Raw genomic sequence first — 19,629 nt, 5'->3', positions numbered from 1 at the left:
ATTACTTTTGCACCTTAAAATTGCACTATATGAAGGGAGTTCTCCTAGTAAACCTCGGATCACCGGACAGCACCAATCCAAAAGACGTAAAAAGATATCTCGATGAATTTTTGATGGATCCACGTGTAATCGACGTTCCCCGCTGGGCTCGAATCTTATTGGTACGAGGGATTATTTTAAATACGCGCCCCAAACAATCGGCTGCTGCCTATAAAAAAATATGGTGGGAGGAAGGATCTCCGCTGATAGTTATTTCTGAAAGGCTTCAGAAAAAAATTCAGCAAAAAACAACGCTTCCAATCGCCTTGGCCATGCGATACGGCAGTATGACCCTTAAAAAGGGACTTCAGGAGTTGGTAGACAAAGGGGTAGATGAGGTTTTAGTAGTTCCACTATATCCACAGTTCGCCATGGCCACTACCGAAACCATTGAAGTAGCCATCGAAGCGCTTCAGAAAAAATATTTTCCGCAGCTAGAGATTAGCTCCCTACCGGCCTTTTACAACAAACCGGAATACATTGAAGTGCTTTCCAAAAGCATTTCAGAAACCATTCAGGGACTGGACTACGATCATTTATTGTTTAGTTACCACGGCGTCCCCGAGAGGCATATTCGCAAGCGGGATATTACGAAATCGCATTGTAAAATTGACAAAACGTGTTGTGTAACACCTTCACCGGCACACCAGTTTTGCTATCGGCACCAATGTCTTGAAACAACGCGATTAGTTGTTGAAAAATTAAATTTAAAAGCGGGAACCTATTCAACTTCGTTCCAATCGCGATTGGGTTTTGATCCTTGGCTGCAACCCTATACAGATAGAACCATCGAACGGTTGGGCAAGGCAGGAATTAAAAAAATGGCCATCGTTACTCCGGCCTTTGTTAGCGACTGCCTAGAAACCCTAGAGGAAATTGCCATGGAGGGAGCAGAAATATTTCACGAAGTTGGAGGAAAGGAATTTACAACAATACCCTGTCTAAACGATCGTGACGATTGGGCTGAAGTACTTACCGGATGGATCGACCGCTGGAGAATCGTAGATATTAAATCGGCTATCGCCTAATGGCAAACGAAAAAAGTTCGAATACCTTAGGGACCGACCCCATAAGCAAATTATTGGTGCGGCAAGCCGTTCCGGCTGCTATCGGAATATTGGTGATGTCGCTCAATATGATTGTCGACACCATATTCGTAGGGCGATGGATTGGACCCTTGGCTATTTCGGCGATTACGGTAGTGATTCCGGTTACGTTTTTTATTGGAGCGATAGGGCTTTCTGTAGGAATTGGGGGGAGTTCGGTGCTTTCTCGTGCTTTGGGTGCCAAAGATGATAACAAGGCGCTTCGGGTGTTTGGGAATCAGATTACACTTACCTTTTTGACTTCCGGGCTATTGGCGTTACTCGGACTTATTTTTCAGGATTATTTAATTGAATTTTTTGGTGCAGATGAGTCCTTTAAGGATTTGGCGCTGACCTACTATCGCATTGTGATGTATGGAATTGTGATGTTATCCATGTGTATGATGGGTAATAACGTGATTCGGGCAGAAGGGAAACCCAAATTTGCCATGTATGCTATGATGCTTCCGGCCTTTGGCAATATCCTTATGGACTATTTGCTCATAAATGTGTTTGGTTATGGGATGGCAGGAGCCGCTTGGGCTACATTTATTAGTTATGCTATTTGCTTTGCCTTTATTCTGTGGTTTTTTATTGCTGAAAGTGAGCTTCGCCTGAAATGGGAGTCGTTTAGGCTTCAGAAAAAAATAGTTTCAGAAATCAGTAGCTTGAGTTCGGTGACCTTGGCCAGACAAGGCACCATTGCAGTGCTAACCATCTTATTGAACAATGTTCTCATTACCCATGGCGATGCCTTGGATGTGGCTACCTATGGGATTGTAAGCAGAATGTTGATGTTCGCCCTTTTCCCGGTCATTGGGGTAAATCAAGGTTTTTTGCCTATTGCCGGTTATAATTTTGGCGCGCGAAAGTACGAACGTGTTCGAGAATCAATCAACACATCCATTAAATATTCAGGAGTGATCGCCCTGTTTATTTTTGCGATCATCATGATCTTTCCAACGAACATTGTTTCTATTTTTATAAGTAATAGCGCTAACTTGGATGCAAATACCTTGGCAAATAATGCCGAATTGCTGGAACGTACTCCGAGTGCACTTCGTTGGGTTTTTGCCGCCACACCCGTCATTGTGGTACAACTCATAGGAGCATCCTATTTTCAGGCTATTGGGAAGGCAGTACCGGCCTTGTTATTAAGTTTGACAAAACAAGGGTTCTTTTTAATTCCCCTAATTTTAATATTACCCAACTTCCTAGGTGTTTGGGGTGTTTGGATCTCCTTCCCCATTGCCGATGTACTTTCTACTCTGGTCACCGGATATTATTTGAACAAAGAAGTTAGACAAAGCCTGAAGAATAACTAATATTTTGTATATTTAACATTGGCTTCCCAATATAAACTTCTTTCTTATGAAAAAGTTATTCGGACTTTTCGTATGCTGTATACTCTTCAGTTCTTTCAGTAGCAGTGAATCTTCAAGAAAAGCCCTTTTCGATCCAGATCCGTTAATATTTCAGACTTGGTATTTATACTCAACTTCTGTTGATATGGGAGATCCTAATTATTATTATGGGGCAGATGTTCCGCAAATGACCATATTTCCAGATTTTTCATTTACAGCGATTGATAATTGTTGGGCGATTTCGGGAAACTTCGAATATACAGAGGAAGACATTCATCTGGATTTTGGGTTGATTACCTTAAATTACACCAAAGATTGCATACTTGGAGGAAGTACGGGATACGTTTTAGAATTAATATATGAAGTTACAGACACTGTCAATTGTCTAATTTGGGGAGATATAGGCAATTCAGAATTAATAATTGAAACAGCTGCCTATTTTAATCATCATTTTAAAAACACAATTACACTATCTGTCCCAGAACAACAACTTCAAAAAAGTTATATAACACCCAATCCTGTAAGTGATATCTTCTCAATCAAGACTTCAAATCTGGATATCGATACGATACTTATATATACTATTGATGGAGTTTTAGTGAAGGATGTTTTTACCCTTGATAAAACTGGTATTGATATTTCTGAATTTTCTACAGGAATCTATTTCGCCAAAATAATATCGGGAAATCATTCGGTCGTTAAGAAAATTATAAAAGAATAAAATATTGCTAAACTTGCCTTTTTAGCAGATTTCTCACCTATTTTCAATGATTATTGTCATTTTTTAAATAAAATGATTGTTTCAACTTTATATATTACACCTAATGTTATGCTAAAAGTCGAAGATTTTAAAAATGCTAAAAGTGAGGCCGAGTTTCTCGACATCCTTAAGTCTAAGGTAGAAGAAGAACGGGTTTCAGAAATCTTGTATACCATCCAATACGAACAGGAATTGCTGAAATTACAGGCCGAATTGGTGAACCTGCAGCAGTGGGTGTCGAAGCACAAAAAACGAGTATGTATTATTTTTGAAGGTCGAGACGCTGCCGGAAAAGGAAGCACCATCCGAAGATTTATCGAACATTTAAACCCCCGTTCCATTCGTATAGTTGCCTTGACCAAGCCTACGGAAATTGAAAAAGGGCAGTGGTATTTTAGAAGATATATTAAACAATTACCCAATGCGGGAGAAATTGTTTTTTTCGACCGAAGTTGGTATAACAGGGCAGTAGTAGAGCCGGTCATGGGCTTTTGCAATGAAGAGGAATACGATAAATTTATACGACAAGTCCCCGAATTTGAGCATATGCTCTATGAAGATGGCGTTGACCTTATTAAATTCTGGTTCTCGATTTCGAAAGAAGAACAGTTGCGAAGATTTACATCGCGTTTGGAAAACCCCTTAAAGCGCTGGAAGTTTAGTCCGGTGGATCAGGAAGGGCAGAATCGCTGGGATAGCTATACGCAGTATAAAGAACAAATGTTTAGCAAGACACATACGTCTATAAGTCCGTGGATTATTATAAAAACAAACATTAAAAAAGAGGCTCGCTTGGAAAGTATTCGCTACGTACTGTCTAAATTTAAATACGATAGCAAAGGCGCGTCTGGCACGACCACTTTTCCAGACCCGAATGTAGTACAACGATACCAACGTATGGTAAAACAAATAGACTAAGATGGCGCATAAAATATCGGAAGACGAGTTAAAAAGTTTAAATTCCAAAAAAGGAATCAAACAGTTTTTAATTGAAAACGGCAGTTTTGCAAAGGCCTTACGCTTTATAAAATATGAGAACCGCTTAAAATCGTTGCAGGAAGAGCTTATCAAATTGCAACATTGGGCGGTGGCCAATAACGAGAAAATTGTCATTCTTTTCGAAGGGCGTGATGCGGCGGGTAAAGGGGGCGCTATTCGGCGGGCTACGGAGCATTTAAATCCAAGGGAATTCAAAGTGGTTGCCCTCCCAAAACCCAATGAAGAAGAGCGCGGGCAATGGTATTTTCAACGATATATCAACGAACTTCCCAAGCAAGGAAAGATTGTATTTTTTGATAGAAGTTGGTATAACAGGGCGGTTGTAGAGCCTGTTAACGGATTTTGTACTCAAAAGGAATACAAGGTCTTTTTGAATCAGGTGAACGATTTTGAACGAATGATCATCGCCTCCGGAATTCGTCTTATCAAATTCTATTTTTCAATTTCGAAAGACGAGCAGGCGAAGCGATTCGAAGAAATTAAAGCCAGTCCTGTAAAAAAATGGAAGTTCAGTGCTGTAGACCGGAAAGCATTGCAATTATGGGACAAGTATACGCTTTACAAAGACAAGATGTTTGAATGTACTGATACTGAAATAGCGCCATGGACTATAATTAAGGCCGATAAAAAAACAACTGCACGTATAGAAGCCATAGAGCATATCCTTGCTAGAATTCCTTATAAACCAAAGAACAGAAAGGTCATTAAGCATGTTGAAATTGAGGAATTAGAAGGTGAATAAGGGGTTGTCACAAAAATGCATAAGATTGAGTTGAAGAAACGCTAAGGAAACTTTATCTTTAAAAAAACTTTTTAATCAGAGATTATGCGTCATTTTCGCCTTTCCCTTTCCGTGCTTTTCACAATGCTGTGCTTCGGTTTTTTTTCTGAAAAATCTTTTGCGCAGTCCTATGATTCGGCCTTATACGAGACTGTAGAATATAGATTAATTGGTCCTTTTCGCGGTGGCCGAAGTGCAGCCGTAACAGGCGTTCCCGGAAAACCGAATTTATTTTATTTTGGCGCTACCGGTGGTGGAATTTGGGAGACTAAAGACGGCGGCAGACATTGGGAAAATATCTCCGACGGCTTTTTTGGAGGATCAATTGGCGCTATTGAAGTGGCACAAGATGATCCCAATGTGATCTATGTTGGCGGTGGTGAAAAAACCGTTCGTGGAAACGTCTCTTCGGGCTACGGAATCTGGAAAACCGAAGACGCCGGAAAATCGTGGAAGCAAATGGGTCTTGAAAATGGCAGACATATCCCTCGAATTGCTATCCACCCAAAAGATCACAATCTCGTGTATGCGGCTGTGTTGGGAAATATCTATAAACCAACTCAGGATCGGGGAGTGTACAAATCAACGGATGGTGGAAAAACTTGGCGTAAGACCTTATTTGCCAATGAACACTCCGGTGCTGTAGATCTTATTATGGATCCAAATAACCCCCGAATTTTATATGCTTCTACCTGGAATGTACGACGTACACCCTATAGTTTGAGCAGTGGCGGAGATGGTTCGGCACTGTGGAAGAGTACGGACAGCGGAGAAACTTGGAATGAAATATCAACAAATAAGGGGTTTCCCAAGGATACGCTGGGAATTATCGGGGTGACCGTTTCCCCGGCAAATAGTGACCGAGTTTGGGCCATAGTCGAAAACAAAGAAAATGGAGGCGTTTACCGAAGCGATGACGGAGGCGAAACCTGGTCCAATGTAAACGACGAACGGAAATTACGTCAGCGAGCCTGGTACTACACACGGATTTATGCAGATCCCATGGACGAAGACATTGTATATGTACTCAATGTAAACTACCATAAAAGTACCGATGGAGGAAAAACCTATGAAACCTATAATGCCCCTCATGGGGACCATCACGATCTGTGGATCGCCCCGGAAAATCCGGATAGAATGATCATTGGAGACGATGGGGGAGCTCAAGTGACCTATGACGGTGGAGAAACCTGGAGTACCTATTACAATCAGCCAACCTCTCAATTTTATCGAGTTACGACGGACAATTCATTTCCGTATCGAATTTATGCGGCGCAGCAGGACAATTCAACCATCCGAATTTCACACCGCAATGAAGGATGGAGTATAGACGAAGACGATTGGGAACCCACCGCAGGAGGGGAAAGTGCGCATATAGCGGTAGATCCTAAGAACAATGATATAGTGTATGGCGGAAGCTATGATGGATTTTTAACCCGTTATAATCACGAAAAGGGAACGGTTAGGAGCGTAAGCGTATGGCCGGACAATCCTATGGGACATGGAGCCGAAGCTATGAAGTACCGTTTTCAATGGAACTTCCCAATTTTCTTTTCACCCCACGATCCAAATAAATTATATACGGCATCCAATCAACTACACCTTACCACGAATGAAGGAGAGAGCTGGGAAGTAATTAGCCCGGATTTGACGCGGAATGACCCCACAAAACTAAAATCGTCCGGAGGGCCTATTACACAGGATAATACTTCGGTAGAGTATTATTGCACCATTTTTGCCGCGGCCGAATCGCCTGTAACGGCAGGAGTTATTTGGACAGGAAGTGATGATGGCTTGGTGCATTTAACACGTGATGGGGGAAAAAATTGGGAAAATGTTACGCCCAAAGGAATGCCCGAATGGATGATGATCAACAGCGTGGAACCTTCGGTTTTCGATGCGGCCACCTGTTATATTGCCGGGACGAAGTATAAATCGGGAGATTTTGCTCCTTATCTATATAAAACTTCCGACTTCGGAAAAACGTGGAAAAAGATTACCAATGGGATCTCGGCCGAACATTTTACGAGAGTGCTTCGGGAAGACCCGAAACGAAAGGGATTACTCTATGCCGGTACCGAAACCGGTATGTATATTTCGTTTGACGATGGGGCTAATTGGCAATCGTTTCAGCTTAATTTACCCATAGTTCCCATTACCGATCTCGCCGTAAAAGAAAATAATTTAATTGTTGCAACGCAGGGAAGAAGCCTTTGGATTATCGATGATCTAACGGTGATTCATCAATTGGCTTCAGCAAAGGGAAAGGAGAATTTCCTGTATAAACCAAAGGATACCTATCGAATGGATGGTAATTCCAGAAAGGGATCACTCACCAGTGGCACCAATCACCCGAATGGGGTTATGACTTATTTCTATGTAAAAGATCCTGCGGAAAAGGAAATAAAACTAAGCTACTTAAACTCCAAGAACGATACGATCAAAGCCTTCAGTAATAAGGATAAGGAAGACAAGCTGGAAGTAAAAAAAGGAGCCAATTTTCATACCTGGGACATGCGCGGTAAAGGAGCCGAACGTTTAAAGGGGATGATTCTTTGGTGGGCGAGCACCAATGCACCGCAGGCAGTTCCGGGACAATACAAGGTAGTGTTAACGGTAGGAGCCGAAACTTTTTCGCAGACGTTCCATATAGTTCCCGATGGAAATTCGGAAACAGATATCGCCGGAATGCAACGGCAATTCGATTTTATTACCGATGTGAACGAAACAGTAGATAAGGCGCACAAATCCATTAAAAAGATTCGAAAGATCAATGCACAACTGGAAGCATTTCAGAAGCAATACAAAGAGAATGAACAGGTAAAGGATCTGGTTGAAAAAGCAAAAAAGTTGAGTGAAGATTTCGGAGAGATCGAAAAGGCACTGTATCAAACTCAGAATAAGAGCGGGCAGGATCCCCTTAACTTTCCTATTAAACTAACCAATAAATTAGGGCATTTAAATAGTTTGGTGGGGATGGACGATTTCCCACCAACACAACAGGACATTGCTGTAAAGGATGAGTTGACCCAGCAGATCAATGTAGAATTGGCAAAGTTTGACACCTTAGTTTCGGAAGAGATCAAAGCATTTAATGATCAATTTAATGCGATGAATCTGAATTATTTGTTTGTTGAGGAAGAAAAAGAGTAATGGAATACAACTATATAAAATCCTTACACCTCATCTTTGTGATTACCTGGTTTGCAGGATTGTTTTACATAGTACGATTATTTGTCTACCAGATTGAAGCATTTCACAAACCTTCCCCCGAAAAAGAGATCCTTGGTACACAATTTAAAATTATGGCCAAAAGGTTATGGTATATCATTACCTGGCCCTCCATGATCTTGGCGACCGGATTTGCGATTTGGCTACTCGTGCTTCGTCCCTTTTACCTTGGCGATGCTTGGATGCAGGTAAAACTGGGCTTTGTGGTGTTGCTGATTATATACCACATCAAGTGTCATCTAATATTTCTACAACTTCAAAACGACGAGGTAAAACACTCCTCTAATTTTATGCGAATTTTTAACGAAGGGGCTACTTTAATTTTATTTGCCGTTGTTTTTCTGGTTATTCTAAAAAATGCGGTGAACTGGATCTATGGCGTAGTAGGAATTGTGCTATTCTCTGTGCTTCTTATGTTGGGGTATAAAATGTACAAACGAATTAGGGAACGGAACCCGTAAACAAAATATGGTTTAATTATTGTTACCTTTCCAAGACAAACGGGCTATATGAATTTTACCAAATCGTTGCGATTCCGAATATTCTTATCCATGCTACTCCTAGTAGTGGGCGCCTCTATCTTGATTGCGCTGGTCACCATTTTTCAGTATAGTGAGGAGGCCGAAGACTATCACCGGGAACGCTTACTGCGGAAGGAGACGGCCATACGTGAAAACATAAACTATGCCCTAAAGACAACTACTTACCCTGTAGATACAGAGAACATCCCGCTTATTTTCAAAGAAAAGATATATGAGATTAAAAACATCCACAACCTCGAAATATACCTGTACGACCTCGACGGAAATCTTTTAAAATCGTCCAAGGCCTCCTTCTTTAAAGATACAACAGCCGAAACCTTACCCACCTATGTAATAGAAGCTTTGGAAACTTCCTCAAACAAACACTTTGTGGAACAATTTAAAGAAGACGGACAGGAATACCAATCAGCTTATTCCTATATCACCGACAGTTACTTTAAGCCACTGGCAATCCTCAACCTCCCCTATATCGAAGATGATGGGTTCTTAAACAAAGAACTTAAAGAGAACCTCACCCGACTTGGATATGCCTATCTATTGATGTTGTTAATCGCGATTGCGTTGGCCTATTTTTTATCTAAATACATAACGCGTTCGTTGAACGCCATCAGTGAAAAGATTACGCAAACCCGTCTTAATAAAAGAAATAAAAAGATATTTATTGAAGATACGACGCATGAGATTTCGACCTTGGTAAACGCGTATAATGGCATGATCGATGAGCTAGAATCCAGTGCGGCACAACTCGCAGCGAACGAACGAGAAGCCGCATGGCGTGAAATGGCCAAACAAGTGGCACATGAGATAAAAAATCCGTTGACACCTATGCGGTTGACCGTGCAGAGTTTTCAAAGAAAATTTGATGCAAACGATCCAGATATCGACAAAAAATTGAACGAGTACACCAATACACTCATACAGCAAATTGATACGATGAGTTCGATAGCATCGGCCTTTTCCACCTATGCACAGATGCCGGCACAGCAGGACGAAACCTTAAACGTGGTGAAGATTACAAAATTGGCCTTGGATATTTTTAATGAAGATTATATCTATTTCTTTTCTGAAGAAACTAAAATCATAGCAAAATTCGATCGCACACAATTGATTCGCGTAATCACTAATTTGATCAAAAATAGCATTCACACCATTGAGCAAAAGAATCCCGAAGACCCTAGAATCGATGTAAGGGTTTATTCCGAAGGAAGTAACGCTGTTATCACGGTAAAAGACAATGGGCTGGGTATATCAGAAATGAATAAAACCAAGGTGTTTGAACCAAAATTTACAACCAAAACCAGCGGGATGGGCCTTGGCCTGGCCATGGTAAAGAAAATTGTGGAAACCTATGGCGGATCCATTACACTAACTTCGGCTGATGGGGAAGGAACCACATTTACGGTAATGTTCCCTAAGCAATTGTAGCTGTTTTTGTAATTTTATCACACTGAACCTATAACCCTACAAACCAAAAGGCATGAACTACAAAAATATTCTTTCCGAAACCCAAAACGGAATCACTACAATTACCATTAACAGACCCGAAAAACTCAACGCACTGAATCGTGCAACCATAAAAGAACTGCATCTTGCATTTAAAGCCGCCGACGAGCATAAAAAAGTAAAAGTCGTCATTATAACCGGAAGCGGTGAAAAGGCGTTTGTCGCAGGAGCCGACATTAGCGAATTTGCTGACTTTTCGGTGGCACAGGGCGAGCAATTAGCGGCAGAGGGGCAGGCCAAGCTTTTCGACTTTGTAGCCCATCTGTCAACTCCGGTCATTGCGGCTGTAAACGGCTTTGCATTGGGTGGCGGACTGGAATTGGCCATGGCAGCACATTTTCGAATTGCAAGCGATAACGCAAAAATGGGCCTTCCCGAGGTGAGTTTGGGCGTGATTCCCGGTTATGGCGGAACACAGCGACTTCCACAATTGGTGGGTAAAGGTAGAGCCATGGAAATGATTATGACGGCGGGAATGATAGATGCCAGTACAGCTTTGCAATACGGATTGGTAAATTATGTGACACCTCAACCCGAACTATTAGAACTAGCCAATAAACTCGCAGATAAAATTTCGAGAAATTCTTCGGTAGCTATTGCAGCTGCGATTGCAGCCATAAATGCAGGTTATGAAGATGGAGAGAATGGTTTCGATGAAGAAATCACCCAATTTGGGAAGTGTTTTGGGACAGCCGATTTTCAAGAAGGGACTCAGGCCTTCTTAGAAAAGCGCAAGGCAAATTTTCCGGGAAAATAATATTGGATTAAATCCAAGTTAATTAGGAAATATTCCAAATAATAAATAGCTTTGAAGAAGTCTTCATCTCAACGCTATTTTATGTCTGAATCTTTTTTAAAAGGCCGTGGTGCACAACGCAACATAGCTAACAAGTTTTTCGAACTGCACCACGAAACTCGGGATGATTTCCTCAATTTCTGTGAAACAGAAGGAGAAGAAGCCGATAGGAACAGAACCAACTATATTGAAGTATTCCCAAAATCATTTGTGAACAAGATACATAGTCCCGATGTGGGGATGAATTTTTCGGCAAATCCCTATCAAGGCTGTGAACACGGCTGTGTGTATTGTTATGCTCGTAATAGCCATGAATATTGGGGTTATGGAGCCGGGCTGGATTTTGAACGAAACATTCTTGTAAAAAAGAATGCACCACTATTGCTCGATGAAAAGTTGAAAAACAAAAATTGGAAACCGCAAACCATTGTGTTTTCAGGAAATACAGATTGTTACCAACCCATCGAACGAAAATTGGGCATTACCAGAAAGTGTCTGGAAGTCTTGCTGAAATGGAAACATCCTACTGGTATCATTACGAAAAATTCACTCGTGCTACGTGATTTGGATATTTTAAAGGAAATGGCACGACTCAATATTATTACTGTGAATATTTCCATTACGTCACTTTCGGAAGAGACTAGGAGATTGCTCGAACCGCGTACGGCAAGTATCAAACAACGCTTAAAAACGGTGCAGGTACTTTCAGAAAATAATATCCCGGTTGGCGTGATGATGGCACCTATCATTCCCTCCTTAAATAGTCATGAGATCATTCCTTTGGTGAAGAAAGTAGCTGAAATGGGGGCGAAAAATGTAGCCTTTACGATAGTCCGATTAAACGGACAAATTGCCGCACTATTTAAAGATTGGGCGTATAAAACCATTCCAGATAAGGCAGAACGAATTCTCAATCAAATTGCCGAATGCCATGGAGGGAATCTAAATGACAGTCAGTTTGGAAGACGGATGCGGGGCGAAGGCGTTATTGCTGCTCAAATAAGCGCAACCATGGCGTTGGCTAAAAAGAAGTTTATGAAGGGAAGGGAAATACTACCCTTAGATGAAACACACTACCTGCGACTTAAAAACCCTCAAATGCGGTTGTTCTAATTTTTGACCATGGCACCGATCTGTCGTTCTAGGAGGTCGATAAGGGCATCCGAGCTGTGATCTGAAACTTTGACAGGGGCTTGGATATCAAATGTTAAATGGACTCCCAAAGGGATGGGGAACATGCCTTTGGTTTGTAATTTCCAGGAATTGTTTACCGTAATAGGTAGCACATAGGCTTCGGGAGCATTTTTGAACAAGGTGGTAAGACCCTTTCGATGAAATGTTTTTAAATGGCCATCTCTGCTTCGGGTGCCTTCAGGAAAAATGACTACGGAGCGATTGTGCTCTGAAATGTAATGGGCAATTTTTGTGATCTGTTCGGTTGCTTGTTGTGGATCTTTACGGTCTATGAGGACGCTTCCGCCGTATTTCAGATTGAAAGAAACCGAAGGGATTCCTTTTCCCAATTCAATTTTAGAAATGAATTTTGGATGCAATTTTCTAAGAAACCAAATTAGGGGAGAAATGTCCCACATACTTTGATGGTTAGAAACAATAATAACAGGCACATTCAAAGGAAGCTTTTCATGAATTCTAATAGCATAGGTCCCACCTACAATATGCAATAGTCGGACAATTACCCAATTAAAATAGTCCACGCTCTTTTTATGCGCTTGATATCCGAATACATTCAAGCAAAACCATTGAATAGGATGAAATAAAAGAAGATTAAGACCGAAAAGGAGAAGAAATACAGCCGATAACGGATAGCTGAGGATTTTAGAAAGCTGCTTCATACTTCAAAAGTATAAAAAAACCGCCTCTGAAACAGTGGGCGGCTCTTCAAAAAGATTTTTTGAACCTAACAATACTCGTTATAAGCTCCTTTAAGATTTTCAGCGATCATTTGCGCGGGACGACCTTCAATGTGGTGACGTTCCAGCATATGAACCAATTCACCGTTTTTGAACAAGGCCATGGATGGAGAACTTGGAGGAAAAGGCACCATATGTGCACGAGCAGCATTCACGGCTTCGGTATCTACTCCGGCAAAAACCGTTACCAAATGGTTTGGTTTTTTTTCATTCTGAAGTGACATATTAGCACCCGGGCGAGCATTTGCAGCGGCACAGCCGCAAACTGAATTAACTACTACTAGGGTAGTTCCTTCCTTTTTAAGTGCATTCTCTACATCTGTTGCTGAATGTAATTCGGTGAAACCTACTTTAGTGAGGTCTTCACGCATGGGCTTAACTAATTCCGGTGGATACATACTATGGGTCTTTAAAATGTGTAACAATTTTGATGCAAAGGTAACTAATTTTAAGCTTACCTATGCGTTAAAGGAATCTAAAACTCTCGTTGAAATGGTTATCTTTGGTCGCTGTTAGAAGTTAGAAATTACAGATTATGATTCGTTGGATTGCCGCTATTCTTGGCTATACATTTTTTAGATTTCCCGGGGCAATTTTGGGATTCTTGTTAGGGAGTTTACTCGACAATCTAACCAGTAAAAAAGGCGGTTCCTTTCAGCAGGTGTTTCAGCAACAAAGGGAAACCGTTTCTCCGGCCGATTTTGAGCTGAATCTTTTGTCACTGGCCTCTTTAGTGATTAAGGCAGATGGCACGGTGAATCAAAGCGAACTGGACTATGTGCGTAAGTATTTTGTTCAGGCCTATGGTACGGAAAGAGCCAACGCCACCTTTCGTGTTTTCAATGAGGTAATTAAAAAAAGACAGGTTTCGGCACAGAATATTTCTAATTTGTTACGCTCCAGAACGCGATATGAATCCCGACTTCAAATTCTGCACTTTTTATTCAGTATTGCCAATGCCGATGGACATGTTACAGAACCTGAGGTACAAGAGATTAATAGGATTTCAGGCTATTTAGGCGTTCAATACAGAGATTTCGAAAGCATTAAGGCAATGTTCTTTAAAAACCCGGACAGTGCGTATAAGATCCTAGAGATTGAACGTACCGCCACCGATTCGGAAGTCAAAGCGGCCTATAGAGCCATGGCCAAGAAATACCATCCGGACAAGCTACAACACATGGATGAAGCCTATCAGAAAGGGGCTGAGGAAAAATTCAGAAAAGTCCGAGAGGCCTACGAACAACTTCAAAAAGAACGTGGATTTTAAATAGATCATTTCTTATAATAAGAAAATAAGACTATTTTGGCCTTATATTTAGACAAGGCTAAAAATAAAACACATATAAATATAAAAATATCTTTACCTTTGCCCTATGTTTTCACGTGCAGAAGAGAATTATTTAAAAGCTATTTACCACTTAGAGCAACAAATTCAAGGGGAAGTTAGCACCAACGCCATCGCGGAGCGTATGGATACCAAACCGTCGTCAGTAACCGATATGGTTCAAAAACTGGCCGAAAAGGAAGTGCTTTCCTATAAAAAATACAAGGGAACCCTTTTAACACCTAACGGACGGAAAATAGCGGCAAATGTGATTAGAAAGCACCGCCTGTGGGAAGTCTTTTTAGTTGAGAAACTAAATTTTCAGTGGGATGAGGTGCACGAAATTGCCGAACAATTAGAACATATTCAATCCGACGAGTTGGTAAGTCGGTTGGATAGATTTTTAGGCAATCCCGATTTCGATCCGCATGGTGATCCCATCCCCGATAAACATGGGAACGTGAAGCGAACCGAAAAGAAACTGCTTTCAGAATGTGATAAGAACCAACGCGGCGTCTGTGTGGGCGTAAAAGAGACCAGTGCCGAATTCTTGCAGTATCTCGATAAACGAAAAATAAGTATCGGTACCAAAATTAAGGTGTTGGGAAAAGAGTTTTTTGATGGTTCGATGATTATTCAAGTGGGCGGAGATCAGTTCTTTGTCTCTCAAAAAATAGCCGAAAATTTATATGTACAAACCAATTAATGTGAAGAAACTTATTGTAACAATAGGTGTCGTTTTGTTAACGATGTCTTGTAAAAACAATACAGAAGATAATGGCAAATTGAAAGTGGTTACCACCACGACCATGATTACCGATCTCGTTAAAAATATAGGGGGAGCCCTTATTGAAGTAAATGGTTTGATGGGTGCCGGAGTGGATCCCCATTTGTATAAGGCCAGCGAAGGGGATGTATCAAAACTCTTCGGAGCCGATGTGATCTTTTATAACGGCTTGCACTTGGAAGGAAAATTAGTGGAGGTTTTCGAAAAAATGGAACGTCAGAACAAAATACAAGTGCCATTGGCCGAATCGCTAGATGAAAGCACTTTAATAGGTTCGGAATATTTTGCTTCCAATTACGATCCGCATGTTTGGTTTGATATACAGTATTTCAAACAGTTCTCAGAAAAGGTAGCTTCGGTTTTGAGCCAAGCAGATCCGGAAAATGCCGAAATATTTCAAAAAAACAAAGAGAGTTACCTTGAACAATTGGATGCATTGGAATTTGAAGTGAAAGCAACTATTAATACACTTCCGAAAGAAAAAAGGATCTTAGTGACTGCTCATGATGCATTTAATTACTTCGGAAAGGCATACGATTTTGAAGTAGTAGGGCTTCAAGGACTGTCAACTGCCACCGAAGCAGGCGTACAGGACGTGCAAAGGCTTTCAGATTTTATCATTGAAAAGCAGGTCAAAGCCATTTTTGTAGAAAGTTCTGTGCCGCGACGCACCATTGAAGCGTTGCAGGAGGCAGTTTTGTCGAAGGGGGCCGAGGTCACCATAGGAGGCTCTTTGTATAGTGATGCCCTAGGAAACGCTGGAACAGAAGAAGGCACCTATATAGGAATGTTTCGATACAATGTAAATACAATTGTAAACGCACTACAGTAGCATGGAAAGGAAATTGGCGGTTCAAGTGGATGACCTCACGGTTGCATATAACTACAAACCCGTTTTGTGGGATATCGATTTGGCCGTTCCCGAAGGAGTCCTTATGGCTATTGTGGGACCAAACGGTGCCGGGAAATCGACACTTATTAAAGCAATACTGGGCATCATTAAGCCCATTGCAGGAAGTATATCTATCTATGGGAAACCCTATGATAAACAACGAAAATTAGTCGCCTATGTACCCCAAAAAGGAAGCGTAGACTGGGATTTCCCAACTACAGCTGTCGATGTGGTGATGATGGGGACCTATGGCAGTTTGGGATGGATAAAACGCCCCGGACAAAAGGAAAAGAAGGCAGCTCTTGAAGCCTTGGAAAAGGTAGGCATGTTATCGTTTAAGAACAGACAAATTAGTCAGTTAAGTGGTGGTCAGCAACAACGCGTCTTTTTGGCAAGAGCGCTGGTTCAAAATGCATCCATCTATTTTATGGACGAACCGTTTCAGGGAGTGGATGCTACTACAGAAATAGCAATTATCAATATTTTAAAGGAATTGCGAAAGGCGGGTAAGACCTTGGTGGTTGTACACCACGATCTTCAGACCGTCCCGGAGTATTTTGACTGGGTGACCTTTTTGAACGTAAAGAAGATCGCCACTGGACCGGTAAAGGAAATTTTCAACGATGATAATTTGACCAAGACCTACGGAATTAACTATAAGGTAGCCATCAACAAATGACCATATCCGAGTATTTCGATCTGTTGTGGAATGATTATACGCTCCGAACCATCACGCTCGGAACGGCTGTATTGGGGGCAACTTGTGGCATGTTGGGTAGTTTTGCGGTACTGCGAAAGCAAAGTTTGTTAGGAGATGCCATCTCGCATGCAGCCCTGCCGGGAATTGCGTTGGCTTTTTTAATTACGGGCGCCAAGGACACGAATGTGTTGCTACTAGGTGCTTTGGTTAGTGGGTTAATAGGCACCTTTTGGATTAGAGGCATTACTTCAAAAACACACTTGAAAAGTGATACGGCCCTAGGGTTAATTCTATCTCTCTTTTTTGGCTTCGGAATGTTATTGCTAACCTTTATTCAGAAGCAACCCAACGCCAATCAAGCCGGCTTGGATAAATATTTATTTGGGCAGGCAGCAACGCTGGTCGAAAAGGATGTACAATTGATGCTCATTGTAACCGGCATTAGCCTCTTTGTTCTACTGCTATTCTGGAAGGAATTCAAGATTTTACTTTTCGATGCAGATTACGCCAAAACCTTAGGCTTCAATACCAAATTTATTGACATATTGATCACATTCTTTATAGTGTTGGCGATTGTCATTGGACTGCAGACGGTTGGAGTGGTACTTATGAGTGCTATGTTATTAGCCCCCGCCGCCGCCGCTCGTCAATGGACCAACAGTCTTGGAGTGATGATCGTTTTGGCGGCCGTTTTCGGCGCTTTTTCGGGGGTGTTTGGAACCGCGATTAGTGCCACTGAAGACAGTTTATCTACAGGTCCGGTCATAGTCTTGGTGGCAGCAGTATTTGTACTATTCTCCTTTATTTTTTCGCCGGGGAGAGGGCTATTATTCCGCGAAATTCGTTTCAGAAACAACCGTCGCGATCTGCAATTAAAGAAAACATTACAGTTTATGTATGGTATTGCAAAGGATCACGAAGATATTTCGCATCCACATGCCATTCGTATTTTAAATAATTTTCAAGGATTTACCAAAAAGTCCTTGCAGCGATTGGAAGAGAAAGATTGGATTCAGCTTTTTGGTCAGCAATGGGCATTGACCCAAACAGGTTTTGAAGAAGCCAAAAATTTATTTAGCCAAAAACCAAACGATGACTAGTCCACAGATAGAAATACAATTGATTGCTGCTGTTGTCGCCGTGGCCTGTGCCATACCGGGGGTGTTTTTGGTGCTTCGGAAAATGGCATTGATCAGCGATGCCATTAGTCATTCCATTTTACCGGGGATTGTTGCAGGCTTCTTTATTACGCAAGATTTAAATTCGCCACTACTTATTTTATTAGCGGCCTTGACAGGGGTGATAACTGTGGTCTTGGTGGAGGCCATCCAAAAAACGGGACTGGTTAAGGAAGATACGGCCATTGGTCTGGTATTTCCGGCTTTATTTAGTATTGGAGTTATTTTAATTGCCAAAAATGCCAATGATATTCATTTAGATATTGATGCTGTTTTGTTAGGTGAATTGGCTTTTGCCCCCTTTGATAGGTTGCTCATTTCTGGGATGGATGTAGGGCCAAAGTCGCTTTGGCTGATGGGAGGGGTTTTAATTATAACAGTGGTATTATTGCTGCTCTTTTTTAAAGAATTGAAGATAAGTACCTTTGATGTGGGCTTGTCTTCGGCCATGGGGATTTCGCCTGTGGTGATGCATTACGGATTGATGTCGGTTTCGTCAATAACGGTTGTTGGTGCGTTTGACGCTGTGGGTGCTATTTTGGTGGTCGCATTGATTATTGCCCCGTCGGCTACAGCCTATTTGCTCACGAGCGATTTGCGGCGTATGTTGTGGTTATCCATTGGATTTGGGGTATTTTCAGCGATTGGGGGATATTGGCTTGCGCATATTTTGGATGCGTCTATTTCGGGGTCGATGACCACGGTTCTGGGGATTGTATTTTTATTGGTATATCTGTTTGCCCCTAAGAAAGGATTGCTTTCGGTTTTGTACCGCCAAAAACAACAACGTACGGAGGTCTCTCTCATCACTTTTTTACTGCATTTGAATAACCATTCCGAAGAGACTGAACGACACATCAATCATCTCACAGAACACATTAATTGGCAAACAGTACGTGCAAAAACCGTCTTGGAGCTTGCGCTAAAGAACAATATGATAACCATCGCAAACGATATTGTTTCGCTTACCGAAAAAGGAACAGATTTTACCAATCGCGCATTGGAATATATCATTACCAATAAGGACGATCGTATTGAACATATGAAAGACGATTTCTTTTTATTCAGGGGGTAGTTTTTCTGGCATTATTTTTTCAGTTATCTTTAAAATCAAATATATCTTACATGAAAAAAGCACTGTTTCTCCTTTTAGTTGGGTTCACTCTGGTTGGATTTGCACAGAGCGAAACCCCTGTTGAAGTTCCTCTAATTTTGGTGAGAATCCCTGCCGGCGAAGTGGCCCAGATAGGAGATGCTTCTGTTAGATTCGTTTCGGTATTGGAGGATTCTCGTTGTCCCAAAGATGTTACCTGTATTTGGGCAGGGAGAATACGGGTGCAGATTGAGGTTGGTATAAAAGGAAAACCGGCATTCCAAAAGGAAATTCTTATTGGACAAACAAAACCCGGGGAGTCTTCAGATCGTACCTTATACGATTCGGATGATGTGTTTTTAAAAGTGGCTGCAGTTTCGCCCTATCCTACTTCCGAAGATAAAGGAAATAGAGCATATGCTGTACTAATATCGACTCAGAAATAATCGTATTTTAGTGACAGCCGCAATTGTTTTTACCGCATTTGGTTTTTCCACCGTCTAAGGTTCCGGGCGTTTTTTGCCGTCCTTCAAAAATGGGATTCCACACAAACTTCTTTAATAAGTAGCCTGTTGCGATACAGAAGGTGATAAGGACTAAAATAGTTTGCATAGTACAAAG

20 protein-coding genes are annotated in these 19,629 nt (G+C 41.5%); 17 read left to right on the top strand and 3 right to left on the bottom strand.

Features of this window, described 5'->3' with window-relative positions; translation table 11 throughout:
- The first annotated feature begins 29 nt into the window (after positions 1-29).
- The 10 genes from hemH to K8F54_RS09135 all read left to right on the top strand — a co-directional run bounded on the left by hemH (position 30) and on the right by K8F54_RS09135 (position 12,213).
- Positions 30-1,067 carry a ferrochelatase gene (gene hemH, locus K8F54_RS09180; RefSeq protein ID WP_290789863.1) on the top strand — a complete coding sequence of 346 codons (1,038 nt, stop codon included), beginning with the start codon at positions 30-32 and terminating at the stop codon, positions 1,065-1,067.
- Positions 1,067-2,449 carry an MATE family efflux transporter gene (locus tag K8F54_RS09175; protein WP_290789861.1) on the top strand — a complete coding sequence of 461 codons (1,383 nt, stop codon included), beginning with the start codon at positions 1,067-1,069 and terminating at the stop codon, positions 2,447-2,449. Before hemH ends, K8F54_RS09175 begins: the two co-directional genes overlap by 1 nt.
- A gap of 46 nt (positions 2,450-2,495) precedes the next feature.
- Complete coding sequence (locus K8F54_RS09170; RefSeq protein ID WP_290789859.1) at positions 2,496-3,209, top strand: T9SS type A sorting domain-containing protein; 714 nt, start codon at positions 2,496-2,498, stop codon at positions 3,207-3,209.
- Positions 3,210-3,317: 108 nt separating this feature from the next.
- On the top strand, positions 3,318-4,166 hold the full coding sequence (gene ppk2, locus K8F54_RS09165) for a polyphosphate kinase 2 (RefSeq protein WP_290789857.1): 849 nt from the start codon (positions 3,318-3,320) through the stop codon (positions 4,164-4,166).
- 1 nt (position 4,167) lies between these two features.
- Complete coding sequence (gene ppk2, locus K8F54_RS09160; RefSeq protein WP_290789855.1) at positions 4,168-4,989, top strand: polyphosphate kinase 2; 822 nt, start codon at positions 4,168-4,170, stop codon at positions 4,987-4,989.
- Positions 4,990-5,112: 123 nt separating this feature from the next.
- Positions 5,113-8,181 carry a glycosyl hydrolase gene (locus K8F54_RS09155; RefSeq protein ID WP_290790004.1) on the top strand — a complete coding sequence of 1,023 codons (3,069 nt, stop codon included), beginning with the start codon at positions 5,113-5,115 and terminating at the stop codon, positions 8,179-8,181.
- Complete coding sequence (locus K8F54_RS09150; RefSeq protein WP_290789853.1) at positions 8,181-8,720, top strand: CopD family protein; 540 nt, start codon at positions 8,181-8,183, stop codon at positions 8,718-8,720. The genes K8F54_RS09155 and K8F54_RS09150 overlap by 1 nt, the downstream gene beginning before the upstream one ends.
- Before the next feature lie 48 nt (positions 8,721-8,768).
- Positions 8,769-10,226, top strand: a complete 1,458-nt coding sequence (locus K8F54_RS09145; protein ID WP_290789851.1) for an ATP-binding protein — start codon at positions 8,769-8,771, stop codon at positions 10,224-10,226.
- Between the two features lie 52 nt (positions 10,227-10,278).
- Positions 10,279-11,061 (top strand): enoyl-CoA hydratase-related protein, encoded by a 783-nt coding sequence (locus K8F54_RS09140; RefSeq protein WP_290789849.1) that lies wholly within the window; start codon positions 10,279-10,281, stop codon positions 11,059-11,061.
- An 81-nt stretch (positions 11,062-11,142) separates the two neighbouring features.
- Positions 11,143-12,213 carry a PA0069 family radical SAM protein gene (locus K8F54_RS09135; protein ID WP_290790001.1) on the top strand — a complete coding sequence of 357 codons (1,071 nt, stop codon included), beginning with the start codon at positions 11,143-11,145 and terminating at the stop codon, positions 12,211-12,213.
- Here K8F54_RS09135 and K8F54_RS09130 read toward each other — a convergent pair.
- Positions 12,210-12,953, bottom strand: a complete 744-nt coding sequence (locus tag K8F54_RS09130; protein ID WP_290789847.1) for a lysophospholipid acyltransferase family protein — start codon at positions 12,951-12,953, stop codon at positions 12,210-12,212. The two genes, K8F54_RS09135 and K8F54_RS09130, sit on opposite strands and share 4 nt — an antisense overlap.
- Positions 12,954-13,018: 65 nt before the next feature.
- Positions 13,019-13,429, bottom strand: coding sequence for a BrxA/BrxB family bacilliredoxin (locus K8F54_RS09125; protein WP_290789845.1), 411 nt, complete (start codon positions 13,427-13,429; stop codon positions 13,019-13,021).
- A gap of 137 nt (positions 13,430-13,566) precedes the next feature.
- On the opposite strand from K8F54_RS09125, the gene K8F54_RS09120 reads away from it, so the two are divergent.
- The 7 genes from K8F54_RS09120 to K8F54_RS09090 all read left to right on the top strand — a co-directional run bounded on the left by K8F54_RS09120 (position 13,567) and on the right by K8F54_RS09090 (position 19,454).
- Entirely contained in the window at positions 13,567-14,301 is a 735-nt protein-coding gene (locus tag K8F54_RS09120) for a TerB family tellurite resistance protein (protein WP_290789843.1), read from the top strand.
- A gap of 106 nt (positions 14,302-14,407) precedes the next feature.
- Complete coding sequence (locus K8F54_RS09115; protein ID WP_290789841.1) at positions 14,408-15,064, top strand: metal-dependent transcriptional regulator; 657 nt, start codon at positions 14,408-14,410, stop codon at positions 15,062-15,064.
- 1 nt (position 15,065) lies between these two features.
- Entirely contained in the window at positions 15,066-15,977 is a 912-nt protein-coding gene (locus K8F54_RS09110; RefSeq protein WP_290789839.1) for a zinc ABC transporter substrate-binding protein, read from the top strand.
- A 1-nt stretch (position 15,978) separates the two neighbouring features.
- Positions 15,979-16,716 carry a metal ABC transporter ATP-binding protein gene (locus K8F54_RS09105; RefSeq protein ID WP_290789837.1) on the top strand — a complete coding sequence of 246 codons (738 nt, stop codon included), beginning with the start codon at positions 15,979-15,981 and terminating at the stop codon, positions 16,714-16,716.
- Positions 16,713-17,837 (top strand): metal ABC transporter permease, encoded by a 1,125-nt coding sequence (locus K8F54_RS09100; protein WP_290789835.1) that lies wholly within the window; start codon positions 16,713-16,715, stop codon positions 17,835-17,837. The genes K8F54_RS09105 and K8F54_RS09100 overlap by 4 nt, the downstream gene beginning before the upstream one ends.
- The gene (locus K8F54_RS09095) at positions 17,830-18,990 is read left to right on the top strand and encodes a metal ABC transporter permease (protein ID WP_290789833.1); all 1,161 of its coding nucleotides are present in this window, start codon (positions 17,830-17,832) and stop codon (positions 18,988-18,990) included. Before K8F54_RS09100 ends, K8F54_RS09095 begins: the two co-directional genes overlap by 8 nt.
- 50 nt (positions 18,991-19,040) lie before the next feature.
- Complete coding sequence (locus K8F54_RS09090) at positions 19,041-19,454, top strand: hypothetical protein (protein ID WP_290789830.1); 414 nt, start codon at positions 19,041-19,043, stop codon at positions 19,452-19,454.
- Positions 19,455-19,461: 7 nt separating this feature from the next.
- On the opposite strand, the gene K8F54_RS09085 is transcribed toward K8F54_RS09090, so the two are convergent.
- The gene (locus tag K8F54_RS09085) at positions 19,462-19,620 is read right to left on the bottom strand and encodes a hypothetical protein (RefSeq protein WP_290789828.1); all 159 of its coding nucleotides are present in this window, start codon (positions 19,618-19,620) and stop codon (positions 19,462-19,464) included.
- Between the last annotated feature and the right edge of the window lie 9 nt (positions 19,621-19,629).

The sequence above is a fragment of the Altibacter sp. genome (assembly GCF_019913785.1).
Lineage (GTDB): Bacteria > Bacteroidota > Bacteroidia > Flavobacteriales > Flavobacteriaceae > Altibacter.
This window is presented reverse-complemented; position numbering and strand designations above follow the sequence as displayed.